We start from the raw sequence: 20523 nt of genomic DNA, 5'->3' as shown, positions 1-20523 counted from the left end.
GTTATTCAGCATATCTCTTAAAGATAACACAAGCGTTGTGACCACCAAAGCCAAACGTGTTGGAGAGCGCAGCACGCACCTCCCGTTTCTGTGGCTCGTTGAACGTGAAGTTCAGTTTGTAGTCGAGATCGGGATCATCATCACCAGCCTTGTGATTAATGGTTGGCGGCACGATGCCGTTGACGATACTCAGAACGCTGAACATGGCTTCCGCAGCGCCTGCAGCACCAAGCATATGGCCTGTCATCGACTTGGTGGAAGAGATGTTAAGCTTGTAGGCATCGTCGCCAAAGAGCTCTTTAATGGCCTTGGCCTCTGACAGATCGCCTACATGCGTAGACGTGCCATGAACGTTGATGTAGTCAATGTCTGAAGTCTTCAATTTGGCATCCTCCAAAGCAGCCTCCATGACGAGCTTGGCTCCAAGACCTTCAGGATGAGATGCGGTGATGTGGTAAGCGTCGGCACTCATGCCTTCACCTGCCATTTCGGCGTAGATGTGTGCTCCGCGCTTTTTAGCGTGCTCTAAGGTCTCTAAAATGAGGCAGGCAGCACCCTCGCCCATGACGAAGCCATCGCGGCTGCCACTGAAAGGACGGCTGGCGTGCTCAGGGTCATCGTTGCGGGTGGACAGGGCTTTCATAGAGCAGAACCCACCCAGGCCACACTCTGTGATGGCAGCCTCAGCTCCTCCGGCCAGGATGATATCCGCCTTACCCAGACGCAACAGGTTGAATGCATCGGCAAGAGCGTGCGAAGAAGAAGCACAGGCGCTTGTCGTCACATAGTTGGGACCATGGAATCCAAAATGGATGCTGATCTGACCGGCTGTGATGTCGGAAATCATCTTAGGGATAAAGAATGGGCTGAACTTCGGGCCTTCTTCACGGTGTTGACCATAGTACATCACCTCGTCCTGGAAAGTCTGGATGCCACCGATGCCAATACCATAGACTACACCGATGCGGTTCTTGTCTACTGTGTCAAGATCCATCTTCGAGTCAGCAACGGCTTGAATGGCCGCTGCCATACCGAGTTGCGTACAACGGTCCATCTTGCGGGCTTCCTTATGGTCAAGATAATCGGCGGCCTTGAAGTCCTTCACCTCACACGCAAACTGAGTCTTGAACTTGGAAGGGTCAAAAAGCGTAATAGGAGCTGCACCGCTCTTGCCTGCTAAGATGTTCTTCCAAGTCTCATTGACTGTGTTTCCCAGCGGTGTAAGGGCACCAAGTCCTGTTACTACTACTCTGTTCATTTCCATTTGGTAAAACCTTTTGTTAATACAAAAAAAGCGTTTAATGGCTATCATTAAACGCTGGGCATGACGCCAAAGTTATTTATTTAGCGTTCTCCTTGATGTAGTTGATGGCATCCTGGACTGTCTGAATGGTCTCAGCCTTGTCGTCGGGGATAGAGATACCAAACTCTTTCTCGAACTCCATGATGAGCTCCACTGTGTCAAGAGAGTCTGCACCGAGATCGTTAGTGAAACTTGCCTCAGGCTTCACGTCAGCCTCATCCACACCAAGTTTATCCACGATAATTGCCTTTACCTTTGATTCAATGTCTGACATAATTGTAATCGTTACGTTATTATTAATGAAATATATTTTTTCTCAAAAACGTGTGCAAAGTAAATAACTTTTTGTCAATTACGCAAATAAAATGTTGAAAAAGTGACTTTTAACTGCACAACAAGTAGTATGTTGTGCATTTTTCTGCCTTTTATAATCGATATATATCACCGTCAACCTGTTTTTTATGGGATTTAGGTTGGTAAGTTCAAAATAAGTTATTAATTTTGCATGTAATCTAAAGACAGCTATTTTAATTCACAGCACATATAATATGTCATTTACACAGAAATGCAATGAAATCTTCAATAAAGCAATTGAGGATTACCACGTGAAGGACGATATCGACACGCCCATCAGCAACCCTTATGGACATGACACGATAGAAAACCGCCTGTACTTGAAATGCTGGATTGACAGCGTGCAGTGGCACATGGAGGATATCATCCGTGACCCGCATATTAATCCACAGGAAGGCATGCAGCTCAAGCACCGCATAGACCGCTCCAATCAGGATCGCACCGATCTTGTGGAACAGATCGACTCGTGGTTTCGCCAGTATTTCTCTGATGTGACACCTTTACCTGACGCACGACTTAACACGGAGAGCCCTGCTTGGGCTGTGGACCGACTCTCTATCCTTGCACTCAAAATTTACCATATGCAGGAGCAGGCCAACCGCGAAGACGCTACACCCGACCACCGAAAACTGTGTAAGGGCAAGCTCAGCGTACTCTTGGAGCAGCAGAAAGACCTCTCTACTGCCATTGACCAACTGCTCGACGATATCGGCGAAGGAAAGAAATATATGAAGGTATATCGGCAGATGAAGATGTACAACGACCCGAGTACCAACCCTATACTCTACAAAAAGAAGTGAAAACTGATCACATCCTCATCATTCGCTTCTCAGCCTTGGGCGACGTAGCCATGACGGTGCCGATCGTGTACGGACTTGCAAAAGAGTATCCTACACTGCGTATCACCATGCTCTCGCAGTCTTTTGCACGCCCGCTCTTTGAGGATTTAGCTCCTAATGTCAGCTTCATGGAGTCAGACATCAAAGAAGAATATAAAGGCATCAAGGGGCTGAATAAATTATACCGTCGTCTTGCGGCCAAGCATTTCACGGCAGTGGCTGACCTTCACAATGTGCTGCGATCGAGTTATCTCCGCATGCGGTTCAACTTCGACCAGAACCATGTGGCGCATATCAACAAGCATCATGACCTGAGGCTAAAGCTTACGGCAAAGAGAAACAAGGTGTTAGCACCCATTCCAACTTCTTTCGACAATTATAAAGAGGTATTTGCCGCCTTAGGCTATCCTATCCATCATCTCGATTTTAAGTCTATCTTTCCCAATGGGCAAGGCCCATTGAGAGAGCTTCCTTCCGACATAGGTGAGAAGAAGGATTTCCAGCAGTGGATAGGCATTGCACCGTTTGCAGCGCATGAAGGGAAGGCCTACCCTCTTTACAAAATGAAAGATGTGATAGATCTCATTATCAAGAAGCATCCATCGGCTCGCATCTTCCTCTTCGGGGGAAAAAATGAGAGGTACCGATTGGCTGAGCTAGTTTCAAACAGTAAGAACTGTACAATTGTCGGTAACTATCTCAACAATCTCTATGAAGAGCTCATCCTTATGAGTCATCTTGATGTCATGGTAAGCATGGATTCTGCCAACATGCACCTTGCCTCGCTCGTCAACACACCCGTGGTAAGCATCTGGGGTGCCACGCATCCCTATGCTGGTTTCATGGGATGGAAACAAAAAGAAGAAAATGTCGTGCAGGTGTCTTTACCTTGCCGGCCTTGCTCCATCTTCGGTAACAAGCCATGCCGAAGAGGCGACTACGCCTGCCTCTACAATATCACACCTGCGATGATTGTAGAGCGGATAGAGAAAAACTTATAGTAATAGGCGAGGTGATAAGCGCTGGAATATATTTTTTTCCGTGTGCTTATAGGGAAATCATTCTAACCTTATCATTCATTGTGTGGATAACCCTGTAGATAATGCTGTGGAAAACTGTTGCGGTTTCAACAGCATTATTGCTTTTACTTTCAGCAAAAGGATATCCATAAGGTTGTAAAAGCTTTAACAAAGTGTTTTCAACAGTATTTCGACTACAAAAGTTATCAAACTCTTTCTTATCCACAATACACATATTTTGTTGATAACGTGAAAACTTACTGATATAAGGTGGATTAATATAACAAGCATATGTAGAGATAACAGCTTATAAAGTTAATATCCAAACTACCAAATATTTATCACATTTACTATCAACATATCCACAGACTATTATCATCCTACCATCTTTATTTTAAACTTAAAAATAAAAGATATAATAATATAAGATGGTGGAAAAAACACTAACCTTGCAATCATGAAAGGTCTGTCTATGCTTATCGGTGATAACCATTGGGACTCGTCTGAAGCAGAATCTGGGTAGTGTAAATCGAACTGTGTCAAGGTTGTATTCTTTATATCTTTAACCTCAGATGGGAGACACGATTTATAATCGTGTTTTCCAGATGAGGAGTCTTCTTCCGAGGTAAAGTTACATAATTTCAGAACGTTCTCCAAATTTAATTGCTAATTGTTGTGAGATGAGCGCCCAGTTTGCAAGTGGCATAGTCCACTTCCGGCTGATGTTCCGGTAAGCCAGATAGACGAGTTTCTCCAGGGCTGTATCACAGGGGAATACTCCCTTGTTCTTGGTAACCTTTCGTATCTGGCGGTGGTATCCTTCAACGGTGTTCGTGGTATAGATGAGCCGGCGGATTTCCTTGGTGTATTGGAAGAACTCCGTCATTCGCTTCCAGTTGTCACGCTACGATTTGATGACGATGGGATACTGTCCGCCCCATTTGGCATCAAGCTTGTCGAGCTCGGTCTCGGCTGCCTCCTTGCTGACAGCGCCATAGACCAGCTCCAGGTCCCTCAGAAACTCCTTCTGATGCCTGCTTGCCCACATATTTGATGGAGTTGCGTATCTGATGGACGATGCAGAGCTGCACGGCCGTATTGGGAAAGACGCTCCGAATAGCATCCGGGAAGCCTTTTCAGGCCATCCACGCAGCATATCATAATGTCTTCCACACCGCGGTTCTGCAAGTCCGTAAGCACCTCCAGCCAGAAGTTTGCCCCCTCGCTCTTGGCTACGTACATACCGAGCAGTTCCTTATGCCCGTCCTTGTTGATACCCAGTACATTGTAGATGGCACGGGTAACGGCACGCCCACTGTCGTCTTTCACCTTGTAGTGGATGGCATCAAGCCAGCAAATAGCATAGACCGACTCCAATGAGCGCGACTTCCACTCCTTAATCTCAGGAAGGACACGGTCAGTTATCGCGCTGATGGTCTCGGCCGACAGCCTGGTATTGAACTCCCGCTCAAAGTAACGGCTGATTTCCCGTGTACTCGTGCCAAAGGCATACATGCCGATAATCTGGTCTGCCATGCCCTCGGCAAGTATCGTCTCACGCTTACGCACGGTCTGAGGATCAAAGCTGCCGTTACGGTCACGGGGAGTTTCAACGGTCACCTCGCCATACTGAGTCTGAACGGTCTTGGGCATCTTACCGTTGCGGCGGTTGCCGCTCTCACGGGATTCTTCACGCAGGTGAGCGTCCATCTCACCCTCAAGAGCGGCATTCAATATGCGCTCCAACATTGGTGCCAAAGCACCATCCTTACCAAATAATGGTTCTCCCTTACGAAGCTGGTCCGCAGCTCTCTTGTAATCAATTTCGTTGTTGTCCATAAAAAATAAACTGTATAAAACTATTTCTTATTGTAGCTTGACACAGTTTACTTTACACTCTCGGTGGAAAAACTTTAGTAAGTTATAATTATTCAGCAAACACTACTTAAATATCTTTCTATTTCCAGTATAGTATCAGAACTTTTTGTTAACTTCGCATAAAGAAATGAATAAGGAATTTGCAAACGTCTATAATTTGACATCTAAGAAAGTGGGAGTAATCTCTCTATTCTTAGTTATTTTGTACGAGATTATGTGGTCGCCAGTTTATAACTACGACTCTCGTCTAATATCCAATTTGCCTACATTTCCAGAATTGATTATAGATGTTGTTACATGTACACTACAGACATGTTTGTGTAAAACAGCCATAAGATATGAGGCTCGTAATGGATTATTGCTAAAATGGGAGAATAAAACATTTCCAATGTTTATAACTATACTTGCTCTCTTCTGTACATTACTTGCACTTCCCATGACGCTACTTCAAATGCAACTCTATCATTCCTTCTCAATACAACAAGGGGATTGGCAAAATTACTATGTAGATGTAATGATTCTTTCACTATTATCTTGTTTACTCTTCACAATATCACTATTAGTTCAGTATATCGGATATGCGAAATGTATTGCAGTTTCTTTCCGAAAATGCAATCAAACACAATTGAATAATACTCCACTACATATAACGATAACTAACAACAACAATAATCTTGTGGTAACAAACGACTATAGGCCAATAGATAATGGAAGGTTATCATTAGGCATAGGACGACAAAACATAGATATAATGTTCTTGGTATTAGTGGTGTGAAATTCTATCACAAGGAATTAGAAAACATCGTCGAGATACCATTAGTTTAAAGTTATTGATTATGAAAATCCTGATTATTGAAGATGAGTTCGTAAATTTTATACATTTGGCAAATTTGCTAAATGGAACTAAAAACGTAGTTATAGAAGGTCCAATAAAGTCCGTCAAGGGTGTCAAAAAGTATTTTGAAAAGGACTGTTTAGATATAGATATTATTCTATCAGATATTCGACTTCCTGACGGGTTGGTATTTGATGCGCTTAGGGCTGTAAACTGTGAAATACCCATCATTTTCACCACGGCTTATGTTGATTACACATTGAATGCGTTCAAGTTTAATAGTATTGACTACCTTCTTAAACCAATCAAGCGCGAAGACCTTTTTGATGCCTTAGAGAGGTTTGTAAGACGGAAAACAGCGACATCCAAACTGTCGGTGATATCTCAGATCGGTGTACAAGAATACCGTCAGCGTTTTTTATGTCCATATAAGGAAAATATGATTGTTGTATTAGTTGATGACATCAGTCATATCTCTACAGAAAATAAGGTCACAAAAATTTATACCATAGACGGTCATAGCTATCATATAGACAATTCCTTGGACGAATTAATGGATCAGTTAAATCCCAAAGTTTTTCTGAGAATTAGTAGACAATATGTTATAAGCAAGCAGGCTGTTTCAAGCTATTCTGTTGGTTGTGATAGAAAAATATCGGTAAACTTGGTATACTACCCAAATACACATGTGATAGTAGGTAAAGAGAAACTATGTATTTTAAAAAAATGGCTAACCTGCTAATAATTTTCTCACAAGTTTAGTGGGTAGACATGTGTGTTTGTAATTTTAACAACAAACAGTCTTCTTGTAAACGGAGAGAAATTGACAGCAACTGCAATCCCCAAAAAGTCACAGTTGCCGTTTTAACCTAATAGTCAAATGGCTTTATTTTATACTAAAAATCATCGTAATCCGTATCTATGTGGAAATTATAGACTTTCATCAACATCTCATATTCTTTATAAGTATCATCGGACCACGTTTTATCGTCATATAGGTAATAGCCATTGTAGCATCCGTCCCAACCAAAGTTTATGTAATACACAATGTGGTACCGTTAGATGTTTTATAGCCATCTAGAAGCATACAATGCCCTGTTGTTGATGGCATATCAATACCAAAGCGCTTCCAAAGCCACCCTTTACTCTTCGGATGGCCTGAAAATATAGAAAGTCCATAGGCATTATTCTTCATGTTACTTTTAGTATTGTCCCACTTAGTATCAAAGCTGAATTGCCCACCTAAATAGCTGCCTAAAAATTTTACAGCGTCTTTTGTGTCTGTACCAGCGAAACTATTCTTATGATAGCTTGTGCCAATATTTTCGGCTATTTTCTTTATAACATTAGAGATGTCTGCTCTTTCATCTTGATTATAAAACCAGTCCTAGCGTGCTCTTGATTTGAGTTGTCTCCAAGAAGTTTTTAAAGTATATCCCTTAAAGACTCCGAAATCACTCTTAAGTACCGTCAAGGCTTGTGCCAAAGCAATTGGTACACACCCAGCTGCAGCACGACCGTTAATTGCATGATCCCCGGTTGATGAAGGAGACTGTAAATTAAAAGGATCACCCTGCCCCCATTCTACCTTGCATTTCGATGCAACAAACTCATCGCTACTTTTAGAGCTTCTCGTTTGAGAACATGCCCAATGCGGATTGCAAGACGACTCCGTTGTAATCTTGTTATAGACAGAGGATGCCATAACTCCAAGCATGAAAAGAAAATCGCCTGGTAATTGTTTTTGGCCAATTAATTGTCCATCTCTAAATTTGAGGTCAACACTATCGATATGTGCATAAATTGGTTCGGCCCTCTTATCTCCTGCCACAACTACGGTTGAGCCGTCAGAAAGCCTTACGAAGAAAAGAAGGTTGTTTGGATTGTTAATTTCATTTACTCCCCTTGTTGAACGAGTATGAATACAGATAGAGTCAACCCCAACAATACTGCCCGATTTGTTAAATGATCTAGTATCTGATTTATTTAGATATCCACTAACAACTTTTTCGACATCATTCCTCGTTACATTAAAGTTGTTGGTACCAACATTCGACAACGTTTCTTTCTTAATATCATCTTCTCCACTACATGATACAAGATACAAGCATGATGATAGAGAGGAATAACAGAGTTACATTTCTCATGATTATTTTTTTATTTGAATAATATATGAACTGTTGATATGCCGTCTGGGACAAAGAAGCCAATAGTCATTGAAAAAGGTCTTTTCTGTTTGGTATTTTCATTGTATAGTATTTTATATTTGCCATATCCAACTTTACTCAGTGTCATAAAGCCTAATTCTATTTTTAGAATGATGCCATTTTTACATAAGAACTTAGCTTCGTTCCCATTAGGCATGGTAATAGTGAACTGTTCCTTCTTCCTTATTTCTTTATCTATGCTTACGGATATTGGCGTTTCATTTTCATTGTAGAAAAGAAAGAATCCTTCAATATTATAATCTCCTTTTGCTAACTGAAAATAGCTTTCCGGTTGTTCATTACTTAAATTAATTATACTTGGATTTATGCCAATTAATTTATCAGTTATCTCATTCTTATCGCATGCGCTCATTAAAAAGAGTACAACGACGAATGTAATGTATTTTATCCCAGTCATTTTGAAATATATTTGGTTGTATGTTCCTTGCCATCAGGTATAATACAAAGAGCATGAATAGTCCAAGGTCTCACATCTTGTGATGTGAATAGATTATAGTTGTTGTTTTTCTCATTGTAATTATACGCAAAAGAAAAAGTTTTTTCATTATTGTTGTTTTGTGCATATTATATTCGACAACAGATATTTTGTAAATGCAAAAATACTTCTGTTATTACACTTCTACAAATTAAAATGACCGAGTTAGACATATATACGTATAAAGTGGACAAAAGTAAACTTCAAGTTTTCTATATGATTGTAAGTGTCAGCGCATAATTGGGTAATGTGTCAGAAAGGCTTTGGTTGTTGGCATATCGACTTCTAAGGCATTGATGCATTCATTTTCGCAACTCTCTCCATGTTTTAGCGAAAAATTCTATTGTGCTTTGAGGTTCATCCATCTGAAAATAAAATGTTTCTGCATCTATCTGTAAATTGAAAATTATTATTTAATACTGCAAATATACACACTTTTCGCTTATTTGCCAATCTCCTATTTTAAAAAAACATGAATCATCATCATTTTCCCATTGACGGAGCATTATGAAACGCATACGAGCACCTAAGACAATGTTCTTAGGACTCGTAAAAAGATTAAGCCAGCTATTTCAAATGTTTCTCACGCCATCTCTCCAGAGTCTTGGGATTGTTCTCCTTCATGTATTTGTCAAAGTCGATGGCTTCCTGCTGCTCTTTAGCTTGGGCTTCCATCTTCTCCTTGTAGTCGCACGCCTTAGAGTAGCTCGTTGCTACGAGGACAACAAGACCACCGATGACGATGCCGACAACCACGCTGCAGGGAATCACCCAATCGACGAAACAGCCCATGCGCTTGAAGAAGAGGTCGAAACGCTTTCGGTCGTCTTCGCAGAATTCCGCGTTGACAGATCTTGGGATGGCTTCGAGCATCTTTTTGGGTGCCTCCGCTATCGTTGCTTTCATGGCTTCTACAGCCTCCGTGTTCTTCTTGATGTTATCGTTCAAGTCCTTACGGGCCGCTCAGATCCGCAAGACTTCCGTCGGGATGGACCATCAGACTGCTGAAGCTGTCGAGATAGTCACTGATGGCACAGGAGCCCTGTGAGATGCTCTCAGCTTCCTTTGCGACCGCATCTGTGTGGGTCATGAAGTTCTCCAGATCAGTCTTGGCGATGGTAGCCGGTTCAGACATCACGCTTACAGCCTCTTGACTGTTTTCATTCCCTTTGGCGAATGCCTTCATGTACGTCTCATTCCATAGCGGAAACAGCAAAGAGAAATGCTATCTCAAAGTTCAAGGCACTCTACAAACTCGTCTCCAGCATGGCTCCTAAGGAGAACTTCTTCGATGAACCCTTTGCTGAGAACGACTAAGAAATAGTCATTTGGAATTTGTTATGCCTAAAAAGACTGAATTGTTACGTAACAGAGGACAATATATTAAATAGTGCAAAATAAGCGTACAAATTCTATTTAAATAAGCAGGGTTTAAGATAAATGAGCTAACTTTGCAGAAAGTCATGGGCAAATGGCCGCCGTGATGGTGGAATGGTAGACACGAGGGACTTAAAATCCCTTGGCCAGTAATGGCTGTGCGGGTTCGAGTCCCGCTTGCGGCACGAAAACTTTAATAGTAAATTTATTATGCGTAACCATCTGTTTTATTCTGTATCAGCATGTGCAATGCTTCTTTTAGCTTCATGCTCTAAGATGGGTCCTCTCTCTGCCGACAATTTCTCGGTAGACCCTAATCCATTGGAAACTGTAGGCGGTCAAGTTCCCGCAACCATCGATGGCACTTTCCCCGTGAAATATATGAAGAAGAAAGCCATTGTTACTGTCACGCCAGAGCTGCGTTATGGCAACGGCGAGGTGACGAAAGGACAGGGCGCTACCTTCCAGGGAGAGAAGGTTCAGGGCAACAACCAGACCATCTCTTATAAGATGGGCGGTAAATACACCATGAAAACCTCATTCCCTTACAATCCCGATATGCAGCAGAGCGAGATGTATCTCACTTTCGACGCCCGCAAGGGGAACAAGGTTTACAATGTGCCGGCCGTAAAGGTCGCAAACGGTGTCGTCGCCACGTCCGAGCTTTATAAGAAGACCATGGACAATGCGGGCGCTTGCATCGCACCCGACAGCTTCCAGCGTATCAAAGACCAGAAGGTACAAGCAAACATCAAGTTCCTTATCAATCAGGCCAATCTGCGTAAGAGTGAGCTGAAAAACAATTCCGTCAAGGAGTTCGTGAAGATGCTCAAGGAGATCAACGCCGACCGCAAGGGGTTGAACATGAAGAACGTAGAGGTTGCCGCTTACGCTTCTCCTGACGGTGGTTTTGCTTTCAACGACAAGCTGTCGAAGAACCGTGAGAAGGTCTCTACAGGCTATGTCAACAAGGAGCTCAAGGCTGCCAAACTCGGCGACACGAACGTTGACGCGCACTATACCGCTCAGGACTGGGAAGGTTTCAAGGAGCTTGTCGCTGCCAGCAACCTGCAGGACAAGGACGTTATTCTCCGTGTCTTAGAGATGTACAAAGATCCCGCGGAGCGTGAGCGCCAGATCAAGAACATGAGCGAGGGCTTCCGTGAGCTCGCCACAGGCATCCTGCCTGAGCTTCGCCGAAGCCGCCTCATTATCAATTATCAGACCGTGGGCCGCAGCGACGACGAAATCAACCAGCAGTACACTGAGGATCCGTCGAAGCTCAGCGAGGATGAGCTGCTCTATGCAGCCAGCCTGACCAACGATCCTGCTAAGAAGGCCGAAATTTACCAGAAAGCATCAGAGTTGTACGGCAACGACTACCGCTCGCTCAACAACCTTGCCGCTCTCGCCTTCAACCATGGTGACATGAACGCAGCCAAGCAGTACATCGCCCAGGCCCAACAGAAAGGCAACGCCCCAGAAGCTTATGCCAATCTCGCACTCATCGCCCTGAAGAACGGCAACACCAAGGAAGCTGAGAGCTATATCGCCAAGGCCAACGATGCCAACGGACTGAACGAAGTGCTCGGTAACCTGAATATCGCCAAGGGTGACTACGCTCAGGCTGTCAAGAACTTTGGTAACTCCACATCCAACAGCGCAGCTCTCGCACAGATTCTCACAAAGGATTATGCTACGGCTCTCTCCACACTTAACAACGTGAAGAATGCTGACGGCATGACAGAGTATCTGAAGGCTATTGTTTACAATCGTATGGGCAATACAACGGCTGCCAAAGAGGCTCTCCAGAAAGCAAAGCAGATTGACAGTGCACTGGCAACATATGCTTCCAAAGACCTTGAGCTTGCCAACCTGAAGTAATTTAACCGACATTAATAATATAGGAGCCATAGAGCCATAATGAAGAGGGGCTCTATGGCTTTTTTCTTTTTCCACATTATGCCACGCAACTTTTATCTCTTTCTTGCCATTCTCTTTCTCGTCTCCTGCGGTGAGGACAGCAAGCACTTCAAGATTGAAGGGCGGCTGCTGCAGATGAACCAGGGTGAGTTTTACATTTATAGCAACGACCCAGGCATCAACGGCATCGATACCATCAAAGTCCAAGGTGGCCGTTTCTCTTATGAGATGCCTTGCCTGTCACCTGTCACGTTGACGCTTGTATTCCCTAATTTTTCGACAACACCGGTCTTCGCGGAACCTGGAAAAACAGCAGAGATAGACGGTGATGCCTCACACTTGAAGATGTTGAAAATCAAAGGCACGAAGGACAATGAGCTGATGACGGACTTCCGCAGCCAGATATCAAACGCTTCACCACCAGAGATCAAGCATGATGTGGAACTGTTTATCAAAGATCATCCTGCATCGCCAGTGGGTGTGTGGCTGTTGGAGAAATACTTCATTGCCACTTCCAATCCCGACTATCAGACTGTAGACCGGTTAGTCAAGATCCTAATGGCAGAACAATCCGGCAACAATAGCCTGAAACGACTGGCGCAAAGTATTTCGAAACTAAATGATATAAGTGTAGGGAAGCGTCTGCCATCGTTCTTCGTCTATGACATCAACGGCCAGCCAATATCATCTTCTGAACTCTCGGCAGGCACGGCTGTCATTTGCGTTTGGGCGACATGGAGCTACGACAGTACTGACTTTCTCAGGCAATTGCAAACGTTGAAACAGACGAGCAGCATTAAAGTTGTCACCATCAACGTTGATCCCAGCAAGTATGATTGCCGCAACTTCACCAAAAACAACCAGATCACCTTGCCCGTAATATGCACAGGAGAAATGTTCGACACTCCCCTACTTAAGCAGTTAGGACTGCTGTCAGCCCCTGAGAATCTCGTCGTCAAGAACGGCAAAATCATTGGTCACGGCTTGTCCTCACAAGAGTTAACAAGGCTTTTAGGACACTAAAATAAAACAAGCCTATGCTCGTAAAAACCTATTCTGCTGCTGTCAACGGCCTACAAGTCACCCCCATCACCATTGAGGTAAGCCTGGTAAAAGGTGTGATGTACCACTTGACGGGACTTGGTGATGTGGCTGTGCGTGAAGGACGCGACCGCATTGCCGCCGCAATGCAATACAACGGATTAAAGTTTCCCAAGGCCGACATCACCGTCAACATGGCTCCTGCCGACCTAAAGAAAGAGGGAAGTGGCTTCGACCTGCCGTTGGCGATCGCCATTCTTGCCGCTGACGGGCAGATACCAGCCGATGCACTCGACCAATATATGATGCTCGGAGAATTAGGACTCGATGGCAAGTTGCAGCCTGCCAAGGGTGTGCTGCCCATTGCTATGAAGGCCAGGACTGAGCATTTCAAAGGGCTGATAGTGCCGAAACACAATGAGCGGGAGGCCGCAATTGTGAACCAAATCGCTGTCTACGGCATAGAGACGCTGACAGACGTCATCAATCTGCTCTCCGGACAGAAGCAGTTTGAGCCGTGCGTCGTTGATACGCGCAAAGAATTCTACGAACAACAATACGATTTTGACCTTGATTTCGCTGACGTACGCGGGCAAGAGAATGTGAAGCGTGCCCTGGAGGTCGCTGCTGCAGGCGGCCACAATGTCATCATGATTGGGCCGCCTGGATCCGGCAAGAGCATGATGGCCAAGCGGTTACCGTCTATTCTTCCACCGCTGACCCTTAGCGAAAGTCTTGAGACGACACAGATCCATTCCGTAGCCGGTACATTAAAACACGGATCCGCACTAATCTCTCAGCGACCCTTCCGCGCACCCCACCACACTATTTCCGAAGTGGCACTGGTGGGCGGTGGCAACAATCCCATGCCCGGTGAAATCAGCCTGGCTCACAATGGCGTTCTATTCTGCGATGAGTTGCCAGAATTTAACAAACATACCTTAGAGGTATTGCGGCAGCCCTTGGAAGACCGGCAGATCACTATCAGTCGCGCCAAATATTCAGTCACCTATCCGGCCTCATTCATGTTTGTGGCCTCGATGAATCCATGTCCCTGCGGCTATTATGGCGACCCCACCCACCACTGTGTCTGCTCTCCTGGGCAAATTCAGCACTACCTTAACAAGATTTCAGGCCCGTTGATGGACCGCATCGACATACAGTGTGAGATTGCGGCCATTCCTTTTAAGGAGCTCAGCAAAGCGCAGTCCGGTGAGCCATCAGCCAAGATCCGTGAGCGTGTCATAGCCGCACGAGCCATACAGACCAATCGATACAAGGGCATTGCGGGCATCCATTGCAATGCGCAGATGACGGAAAAAATGATTCATCAATATGCCGAGCCCGACAATGACAGTCTCTGCCTGCTACGTGAAGCCATGGAGCGGTTGAGTCTCTCGGCACGTGCCTACAGCCGTATCTTAAAAGTCGCACGCACCATTGCCGATCTCGCCCAATCAGAAAAGGTATTGCCATTGCACATCGCAGAAGCCATCGGTTACCGACAACTCGACAGGGGAGACTGGGCAGAAAGGGGAATATAATCTGCTGTTCTGCAAGAACGGCTCCCAGCAACGCACCTATCCTATGCGGTTTATGTCGCGAGTGGCAACAGATAACCACGCTCTCAAATTACAGATACTTCAGCAGGAAAGCCTTCACCCAGCGTGAATAGTGACTTCTGTGGTCTTTGAAACTGCGCGCGTGAGTGGAGCCATGGAAGACCACCATCTCTTTAGGTGCAGGCTTGGCGGCGTAGAGCGGATAAATCATACGCGTGGGCACAAACGTATCATTGCCGCCATGGATAAAGAGCATCGGCTTGCGGCATTTGGCTACCTGCCTTAGTGGAGAAGCTTCACCGAACGACCAGCCGTAGCCTGCCTTGCTAAGGGCTGACGCTGAATAGAGAAGTGGGAAATCAGAAAGCCCGAACATCCTGTCAAGCTCATAACTGAACTCATCCCAAACAGAAGTGTAGCCACAATCTTCAATGAAGCATTTGATATATGCTGGCGTGTCCTCGCCCGAGACATTCATCGTCGTGGCGCCACCCATCGACCATCCATGAATAACGATACGTGCATGACCGGTGGTGTCATCCTTGAAGAGGAGATCGGCAATGGCTGCCCATCTGAGCACGTCATGGCGGTCGTTCCAGCCCATCTGCATGACTGTCCCGCCGCTCTTACCATTGGCATGCAGGTCAGGGATGAGCACATTCATGCGCATCTCTTGGTTGTAGAAACATGCGAAATGCAACATGTCCACGGCGTTGTCGGTATAGCCCGGCACCAACACAGCTGTACGCGGCGTTTTCCTCGGTGCCTCAATGATGAGTGCATGCAGGCGTGTACTGTCATCGCTTAGTAAGCCCTTCTCCACGTTCGACATCACCACAAAGGTGTCACGAAGAGCCTTTACATGCTGTAACGAGTCCAGCCACGACACCATCCAAGGGTATCTTCCGCGCATTATCGCATACTGCAGAGTATAGTCGCGTCCCTTGTTATGAGCAGGACAAAGCGAAAAATCAATCAGATAGATACTTCCTCCCAAGACAAATAATATAATGAGACTAAGGATCAGCGAAGTAATCCACAAGGCTATTTTGTTTTTTCTTCCCATTGCTACAGATTTATGTCTGCAAAATTAAGAATAAAGCTGGTGATAACAAAGCTTCCCCGTTTGCATTTTCCTGGATTAAAATAGAGGAAGAAGGTCTTCGGTAACCTGCATCGGTGGGTCCGACAGACATCTCTCGTAGGCTCAGATAGAGCAAGATGAGCCTACATAAAGAGCGTCTGGCCGGCATCGGGATTCTTTTTAATTGGACCCTAAAGGTATTATAAAAAACGACGTAATATATGTCGCATATAAAAACTATTCAAGTTAAGATTCCATTCGCCAATCGGGCCTATCTTCATCATCTATACGGTTCAATACACCATAATCACCTTTTATCGCATAGAAGATAGCCTTCATGCGTCCCCTGAAATGCTCCCACCATAACTTACCGTGAGGATGTTTGTTCTGCTCTTCAATCCATGGCTTTCCCAAGTATGTGAGATAGTTGCGTATGGTAGAATTGAGTATCCGCCATTTAAAAAAGAACAATGGCAAGTATTTGTTTTTCTTTACGACGGCAGTCGTTTTGCACTCAAAATGATAAGCCCTGCTGGCTGCCAAGCCTTTAAAGTAACGCACGCCCACAAAGAGCAATTTGGCCGTAAAGTCTGGGTCACTGCCCATACCTGGCGTAAACTCTATGCTGTAGCCGCCTACCAGGTCCCAGATGTCACGGTGAACCAGCGAAGGTGGGCATGTGGCACCCTGCCAGTCTTGTAACTTCAATTGTGAGAACTCATTGAGCAGGCGTTGCTCCTGAAAATTGTCTGGTCGGTCACCATAATCAGCCTGCCAACCTTTCAACCCACCGGGATGATGATGCGGTTGTATGGTTGAGGCCGAGAGATAGAAATAGTTACTGTTAAGTTTTCTCACTTCATCATAGAAGGCTACATCCCACCCAGGTAATAAATACATATCATCGTTGAGAAACAATATATAATCAGTCTTCACCTTGGTACGCATTATGTTCATGGCCAGGCAAACACCTACATTATTCCGACTATAAGTATAGTCAAGTCCCTGTGCCTTCACCCATTCTAATGTACCGTCCTTACCCTCATTGATATGCACAATAATCTGGTGGCGATAGGCCGAATGTTCACGGATGCTTCTGATACATAGCTGTAAGAAAGGTAGGTTGTTCCACGATGGGATAAGAATGGAAAACAACATTCTCCCATCTGCATTGTCATTATTAAAAGAGAGATGCTCTATCGTAGGTTGCATATTCAATGGGAGTTAGCTAATATGTTAATATCATATTGCAAAATTACAAAAAAAGATAGACTTATATAAAAGTCAGGGATATTTTTTTTGCCTCCCAACGGAAAAGCATTACTTTTGCGAGGATATGACGAAGATGCAACTTTTCAATAACCGATACAAGTCGATGCGTGACTTTCTCCTTGGGATTCCAGAGCGGATGGACAAGGATGGCGAATACGTGTATGGCGGCAGACGTAATCTCATCAAGCGTTTCACGGCACCTGATGGGGAGATGCTCATCGTGAAGCGTTTCCACGCACCCCAGTTCATCAACCTATTTGTCTACTCTTGGGGTGTGCGCAAGCCGAAAGGTGCGCGTGCGTTCCAGAATGCCACAATTCTGCGAAAGCACGGCATCAATACCCCCGAGCCCATCGCTTACATGGAAAAGCGTAAGGGAGGTTTGCTGAGAGAGAGCTGGCTCATCACGGCGCAGTGCCCTTACACACATCTGCTCTATGAAATGGGTTCGGCAGCGCCTGACACCTACGAGCCCATGGCCAAGGCCCTCGCTGCTTTCGCAGCTCACATGCACGACGAAGGCATCCTGCATAAGGACTTCTCACCCGGAAACATCCTGTGGGACAAAGATGCATGCGGCAACATTGTCTTCTCTCTTGTGGATATCAACCGCATGTATTTCGCCTCTGTGGATATCCGTCGCGGCTGTTCCAATTTTACACGTCTTTGGGGACCGAAAAGGTTCATAGAGCTGCTCGTACGCGAGTATGCGCACCAACGGCATTTCGATGAGGAGCAAGTCCTTAGCATTGCACTTGCAGCCCGGGAAAAGTTCTGGATGAGATATCAACGTCATCACAAGATACCTTTTCCTTACGAGAAATAATCAGGTAAACATGGTAAATACAAAGTAATTTTGGCTAACTTTGTATCACTATTCTAATCAATTCACAAACGATGGCAAGCCATATCAGAAGGAGACTTTTCTTATTTCTAAGCCTATTGTCATTGACGCTGCCCATGAGCGTAAAGTCAACGACCGGTACGTTCACCGTCGGCAACAAGACTTCTCTGCTCAATGGCCAACCGCTCACGGTCAAAGCCGCCGAGATTCATTATCCCTGCATCCTGCGTGCCTATTGGGAACGCAGCATCAAACTGCTTCCAAGGGTCAAGCAGGGCGCGCCGGGGGCTATTAAAGACTACTATATTTACATTACACTATGAGCATCAATATCAAGCGGACCGCACAAAAGCGTGTGGTCATTGTCGGCGGCGGCTTAGGAGGCCTCCGCCTTGCAGAAGACCTGAAGGGCAGTGGCATGCAGGTCGTCCTGATCGATAAGAATAATTACCATCAGTTTCCACCACTTATTTATCAGGTTGCCTCAGCAGGACTGGCGCCCAGCAGCATATCCTTTCCCTTCCGCCAGCTCTTCCGCCACCGCAAGGACTTCTTTTTCCGTATGGCTGAAGCGCGTGCCGTGTTTCCTGACAAGAAGATCTTGCAGACATCTATCGGCAAGATCAGCTACGACCACCTCGTCTTCGCGGCTGGCGCCACCACCAACTTCTTTGGAAACAAGGACGTGGAGGAATGGGCCATACCCATGCGCACCATGTCCGAAGCCATGGGGCTGCGTAATGCTCTGCTCTCCAACCTGGAGCGCGCGATGACCTGCGCCACCGAAGAGGAACGTCAGGAGCTGCTCAACATCGTTATCGTAGGTGGTGGAGCCACCGGCGTGGAGATTGCAGGCGCTATCTCGGAGATGAAACGCTACGTCATCCCCAACGACTACCCCGACATGGACGCTTCCCACATGCACATCTACCTGCTCGAGGCCGGCGACAGACTGTTGGCAGGCATGTCGAAAGAATCGTCCGACAAAGCGCTCACCTTCCTCAAAAGCATGGGCGTGGACGTGCAGTTTGGTAAGATGGTGACCGACTACCGCGACTTCCGGGTGATGATCAAGGATGGCACGAGCATCGCTACCCGCACCTTCCTGTGGGTCTCAGGCATCCGCGCACAACCCATCACCGGCATCGACGGCGACCGGTTAGGCAGGGGATTCCGCATCAATGTGGACGAATACAACCGCGTGCAGGGGCTTGACGGCATCTTCGCCATCGGTGACCAGTGCCTTATGACGGCAGATGCCGCCTATCCTAAAGGGCATCCGCAGCTCGCACAAGTTGCCATCCAGCAGGCAAGGCTACTCGCACAGAACCTCAGAAAGATTGATCATGGAGATGCTTCGCTCACGCCCTTCCACTACAAAGACCTTGGAAGCATGGCCACCATCGGCCGCAACAAGGCTGTGGCCGACATCGGAAAGATCCACACGCAGGGCTTCATAGCCTGGCTCTTGTGGCTCGTTGTGCACCTGCGCTCTATTCTCGGCGTGAGAAATAAACTCGTCGTCATGCTCACCTGGGCATGGCAATACATCACCTACAACAACTCCATCCGCACTATCGTCTACGCCACCAAACCCAAGATGATACGTGAGCGCATTAAGCGTGAAGCCACAACCCACCTTGGTGAGGATCTGATGGAAGAGGAAAAAGAGTGAATCGATAGGCAAGATATAGGATATGCATAGTGAAATCTGTTCCACCCTGCAGGCTGACAAATGCTTTAACGAATGGTGGCGGCTGCTCCCCACCGCTTTCGACCATATGGGCGAGGTGGTTTTCAGCGGCCGCAATCAAATTCGGAAAACAGCTGTGCGGCTTGATGACGGCTCCATGACGGAAGTCGTTGTCAAGCGCTACAGGGTTCCACACTTCTTCCAACGCATTGCCTACAGCTGGCTGATCGCCACCAAAGCCAGGCGCGCTTACTTCAATGCCTGGCAGCTGAACTCGCGGCATATAGACACTCCCGAGGCTCTTGCCTACACGGAGTGCAGGGCGGCGGGGTGGCTGGGCTACAGCTTCCTACTGACAAAGGTGGACGATCAGGAAGCCATCGCCGGCATGCTCTGCATGGACGATGCCTTTGACCGGCCTTTCGCCACAGCACTTGCCGCATTCTTTGCACGGCTGCACGACAGGGGCGTCATCCATCAAGACCTCAACAACACCAACATCCGATTCAGCCGAAAAGAGGATGGCACCTACTCTTTCTCGCTCATCGACATCAACCGCATGACCTTCTTTTGCCCTAATGAGGCGCCACCGCTCAGAGAGTGCCTCCGCAACCTGACGTTGTATTGGGATCTGTCGCCAATGTATAGTTATGTCGCGCACGAATACATACGCCTGCGCGGGCTTCCGGAAGAGACCTATTCGTTGCTCATAAGAATCAAGAAGGCACACGACCGGCACTGGCGCCGCAAGAAAGCATTGTCACACCTGTGGCACCAGATTGTTCATTAATACGTT

General features: G+C 46.1%; 20 protein-coding genes, 1 tRNA gene and 1 pseudogene. 12 read left to right on the top strand and 10 right to left on the bottom strand.

Annotated features, from left to right (window positions below; genetic code table 11):
- Position 1: 1 nt before the first annotated feature.
- On the bottom strand, positions 2-1264 hold the full coding sequence (fabF, locus tag PREMU_RS03130; RefSeq protein ID WP_007573063.1) for a beta-ketoacyl-ACP synthase II: 1263 nt from the start codon (positions 1262-1264) through the stop codon (positions 2-4).
- 76 nt (positions 1265-1340) lie between these two features.
- The gene (locus PREMU_RS03125; RefSeq protein ID WP_007573061.1) at positions 1341-1577 is read right to left on the bottom strand and encodes an acyl carrier protein; all 237 of its coding nucleotides are present in this window, start codon (positions 1575-1577) and stop codon (positions 1341-1343) included.
- Positions 1578-1851: 274 nt separating this feature from the next.
- Here PREMU_RS03125 and PREMU_RS03120 point away from each other — a divergent pair, with 274 nt between their 5' ends.
- A complete protein-coding gene (locus tag PREMU_RS03120) occupies positions 1852-2457 on the top strand; it encodes a DUF4254 domain-containing protein (protein ID WP_007573060.1) in 606 nt (201 codons plus the stop codon).
- Positions 2454-3497, top strand: a complete 1044-nt coding sequence (locus PREMU_RS03115) for a glycosyltransferase family 9 protein (RefSeq protein ID WP_007573059.1) — start codon at positions 2454-2456, stop codon at positions 3495-3497. The genes PREMU_RS03120 and PREMU_RS03115 overlap by 4 nt, the downstream gene beginning before the upstream one ends.
- 46 nt (positions 3498-3543) lie before the next feature.
- On the opposite strand, the gene PREMU_RS15370 is transcribed toward PREMU_RS03115, so the two are convergent.
- Both PREMU_RS15370 and PREMU_RS03110 read right to left on the bottom strand, forming a co-directional pair.
- The gene (locus tag PREMU_RS15370) at positions 3544-3741 is read right to left on the bottom strand and encodes a hypothetical protein (RefSeq protein ID WP_156803944.1); all 198 of its coding nucleotides are present in this window, start codon (positions 3739-3741) and stop codon (positions 3544-3546) included.
- Between the two features lie 405 nt (positions 3742-4146).
- Positions 4147-5354, bottom strand: a pseudogene (locus PREMU_RS03110) (IS256 family transposase).
- Positions 5355-6229: 875 nt separating this feature from the next.
- On the opposite strand from PREMU_RS03110, the gene PREMU_RS03100 reads away from it, so the two are divergent.
- Positions 6230-6970, top strand: coding sequence for a LytR/AlgR family response regulator transcription factor (locus PREMU_RS03100; protein WP_007573056.1), 741 nt, complete (start codon positions 6230-6232; stop codon positions 6968-6970).
- A 645-nt stretch (positions 6971-7615) separates the two neighbouring features.
- Here PREMU_RS03100 and PREMU_RS15505 read toward each other — a convergent pair.
- The 4 genes from PREMU_RS15505 to PREMU_RS03080 form a co-directional block, all read right to left on the bottom strand.
- Positions 7616-8335 (bottom strand): C10 family peptidase, encoded by a 720-nt coding sequence (locus PREMU_RS15505; RefSeq protein WP_223918546.1) that lies wholly within the window; start codon positions 8333-8335, stop codon positions 7616-7618.
- 50 nt (positions 8336-8385) lie between these two features.
- Positions 8386-8853: a hypothetical protein gene (locus PREMU_RS03090; protein ID WP_007573055.1), complete on the bottom strand. Its 468-nt coding sequence runs from the start codon at positions 8851-8853 to the stop codon at positions 8386-8388.
- A gap of 645 nt (positions 8854-9498) precedes the next feature.
- Positions 9499-9879: a hypothetical protein gene (locus PREMU_RS03085; protein WP_007573054.1), complete on the bottom strand. Its 381-nt coding sequence runs from the start codon at positions 9877-9879 to the stop codon at positions 9499-9501.
- 4 nt (positions 9880-9883) lie between these two features.
- Positions 9884-10117, bottom strand: a complete 234-nt coding sequence (locus tag PREMU_RS03080) for a hypothetical protein (RefSeq protein WP_007573053.1) — start codon at positions 10115-10117, stop codon at positions 9884-9886.
- Between PREMU_RS03080 and PREMU_RS14840 the strand changes: the two genes are divergently transcribed.
- The 5 genes from PREMU_RS14840 to PREMU_RS03060 all read left to right on the top strand — a co-directional run bounded on the left by PREMU_RS14840 (position 10108) and on the right by PREMU_RS03060 (position 14816).
- Positions 10108-10248 carry a hypothetical protein gene (locus PREMU_RS14840; protein ID WP_156803943.1) on the top strand — a complete coding sequence of 47 codons (141 nt, stop codon included), beginning with the start codon at positions 10108-10110 and terminating at the stop codon, positions 10246-10248. The two genes, PREMU_RS03080 and PREMU_RS14840, sit on opposite strands and share 10 nt — an antisense overlap.
- A gap of 160 nt (positions 10249-10408) precedes the next feature.
- Positions 10409-10493 (top strand) — tRNA-Leu (locus PREMU_RS03075).
- A 25-nt stretch (positions 10494-10518) separates the two neighbouring features.
- On the top strand, positions 10519-12192 hold the full coding sequence (locus PREMU_RS03070; RefSeq protein ID WP_007573052.1) for a tetratricopeptide repeat protein: 1674 nt from the start codon (positions 10519-10521) through the stop codon (positions 12190-12192).
- A 54-nt stretch (positions 12193-12246) separates the two neighbouring features.
- Entirely contained in the window at positions 12247-13254 is a 1008-nt protein-coding gene (locus PREMU_RS03065; RefSeq protein ID WP_007573051.1) for a DUF4369 domain-containing protein, read from the top strand.
- A 14-nt stretch (positions 13255-13268) separates the two neighbouring features.
- Positions 13269-14816 carry a YifB family Mg chelatase-like AAA ATPase gene (locus PREMU_RS03060; RefSeq protein ID WP_007573049.1) on the top strand — a complete coding sequence of 516 codons (1548 nt, stop codon included), beginning with the start codon at positions 13269-13271 and terminating at the stop codon, positions 14814-14816.
- Between the two features lie 88 nt (positions 14817-14904).
- Here PREMU_RS03060 and PREMU_RS03055 read toward each other — a convergent pair whose 3' ends face one another.
- Positions 14905-15900: an alpha/beta hydrolase gene (locus PREMU_RS03055; RefSeq protein ID WP_007573047.1), complete on the bottom strand. Its 996-nt coding sequence runs from the start codon at positions 15898-15900 to the stop codon at positions 14905-14907.
- A 264-nt stretch (positions 15901-16164) separates the two neighbouring features.
- On the bottom strand, positions 16165-17130 hold the full coding sequence (locus PREMU_RS03050; protein ID WP_007573044.1) for a glycosyltransferase family 2 protein: 966 nt from the start codon (positions 17128-17130) through the stop codon (positions 16165-16167).
- 124 nt (positions 17131-17254) lie between these two features.
- Here PREMU_RS03050 and PREMU_RS03045 point away from each other — a divergent pair, with 124 nt between their 5' ends.
- From PREMU_RS03045 to PREMU_RS03030, 4 genes are all read left to right on the top strand, one after another.
- A complete protein-coding gene (locus PREMU_RS03045; protein WP_244863860.1) occupies positions 17255-18016 on the top strand; it encodes a lipopolysaccharide kinase InaA family protein in 762 nt (253 codons plus the stop codon).
- Positions 18017-18150: 134 nt separating this feature from the next.
- The gene (locus PREMU_RS15500) at positions 18151-18357 is read left to right on the top strand and encodes a hypothetical protein (protein ID WP_040557963.1); all 207 of its coding nucleotides are present in this window, start codon (positions 18151-18153) and stop codon (positions 18355-18357) included.
- On the top strand, positions 18354-19709 hold the full coding sequence (locus tag PREMU_RS03035) for an NAD(P)/FAD-dependent oxidoreductase (protein WP_007573039.1): 1356 nt from the start codon (positions 18354-18356) through the stop codon (positions 19707-19709). Before PREMU_RS15500 ends, PREMU_RS03035 begins: the two co-directional genes overlap by 4 nt.
- A 22-nt stretch (positions 19710-19731) precedes the next feature.
- Positions 19732-20517: a lipopolysaccharide kinase InaA family protein gene (locus PREMU_RS03030; RefSeq protein WP_007573037.1), complete on the top strand. Its 786-nt coding sequence runs from the start codon at positions 19732-19734 to the stop codon at positions 20515-20517.
- The last annotated feature ends 6 nt before the right edge of the window (positions 20518-20523 follow it).

This window comes from Hallella multisaccharivorax DSM 17128, assembly GCF_000218235.1.
Lineage (GTDB): Bacteria > Bacteroidota > Bacteroidia > Bacteroidales > Bacteroidaceae > Prevotella > Prevotella multisaccharivorax.
Note: the sequence above shows the minus strand (reverse complement) of the source record. Positions and strands in the feature narration are given on the sequence as shown.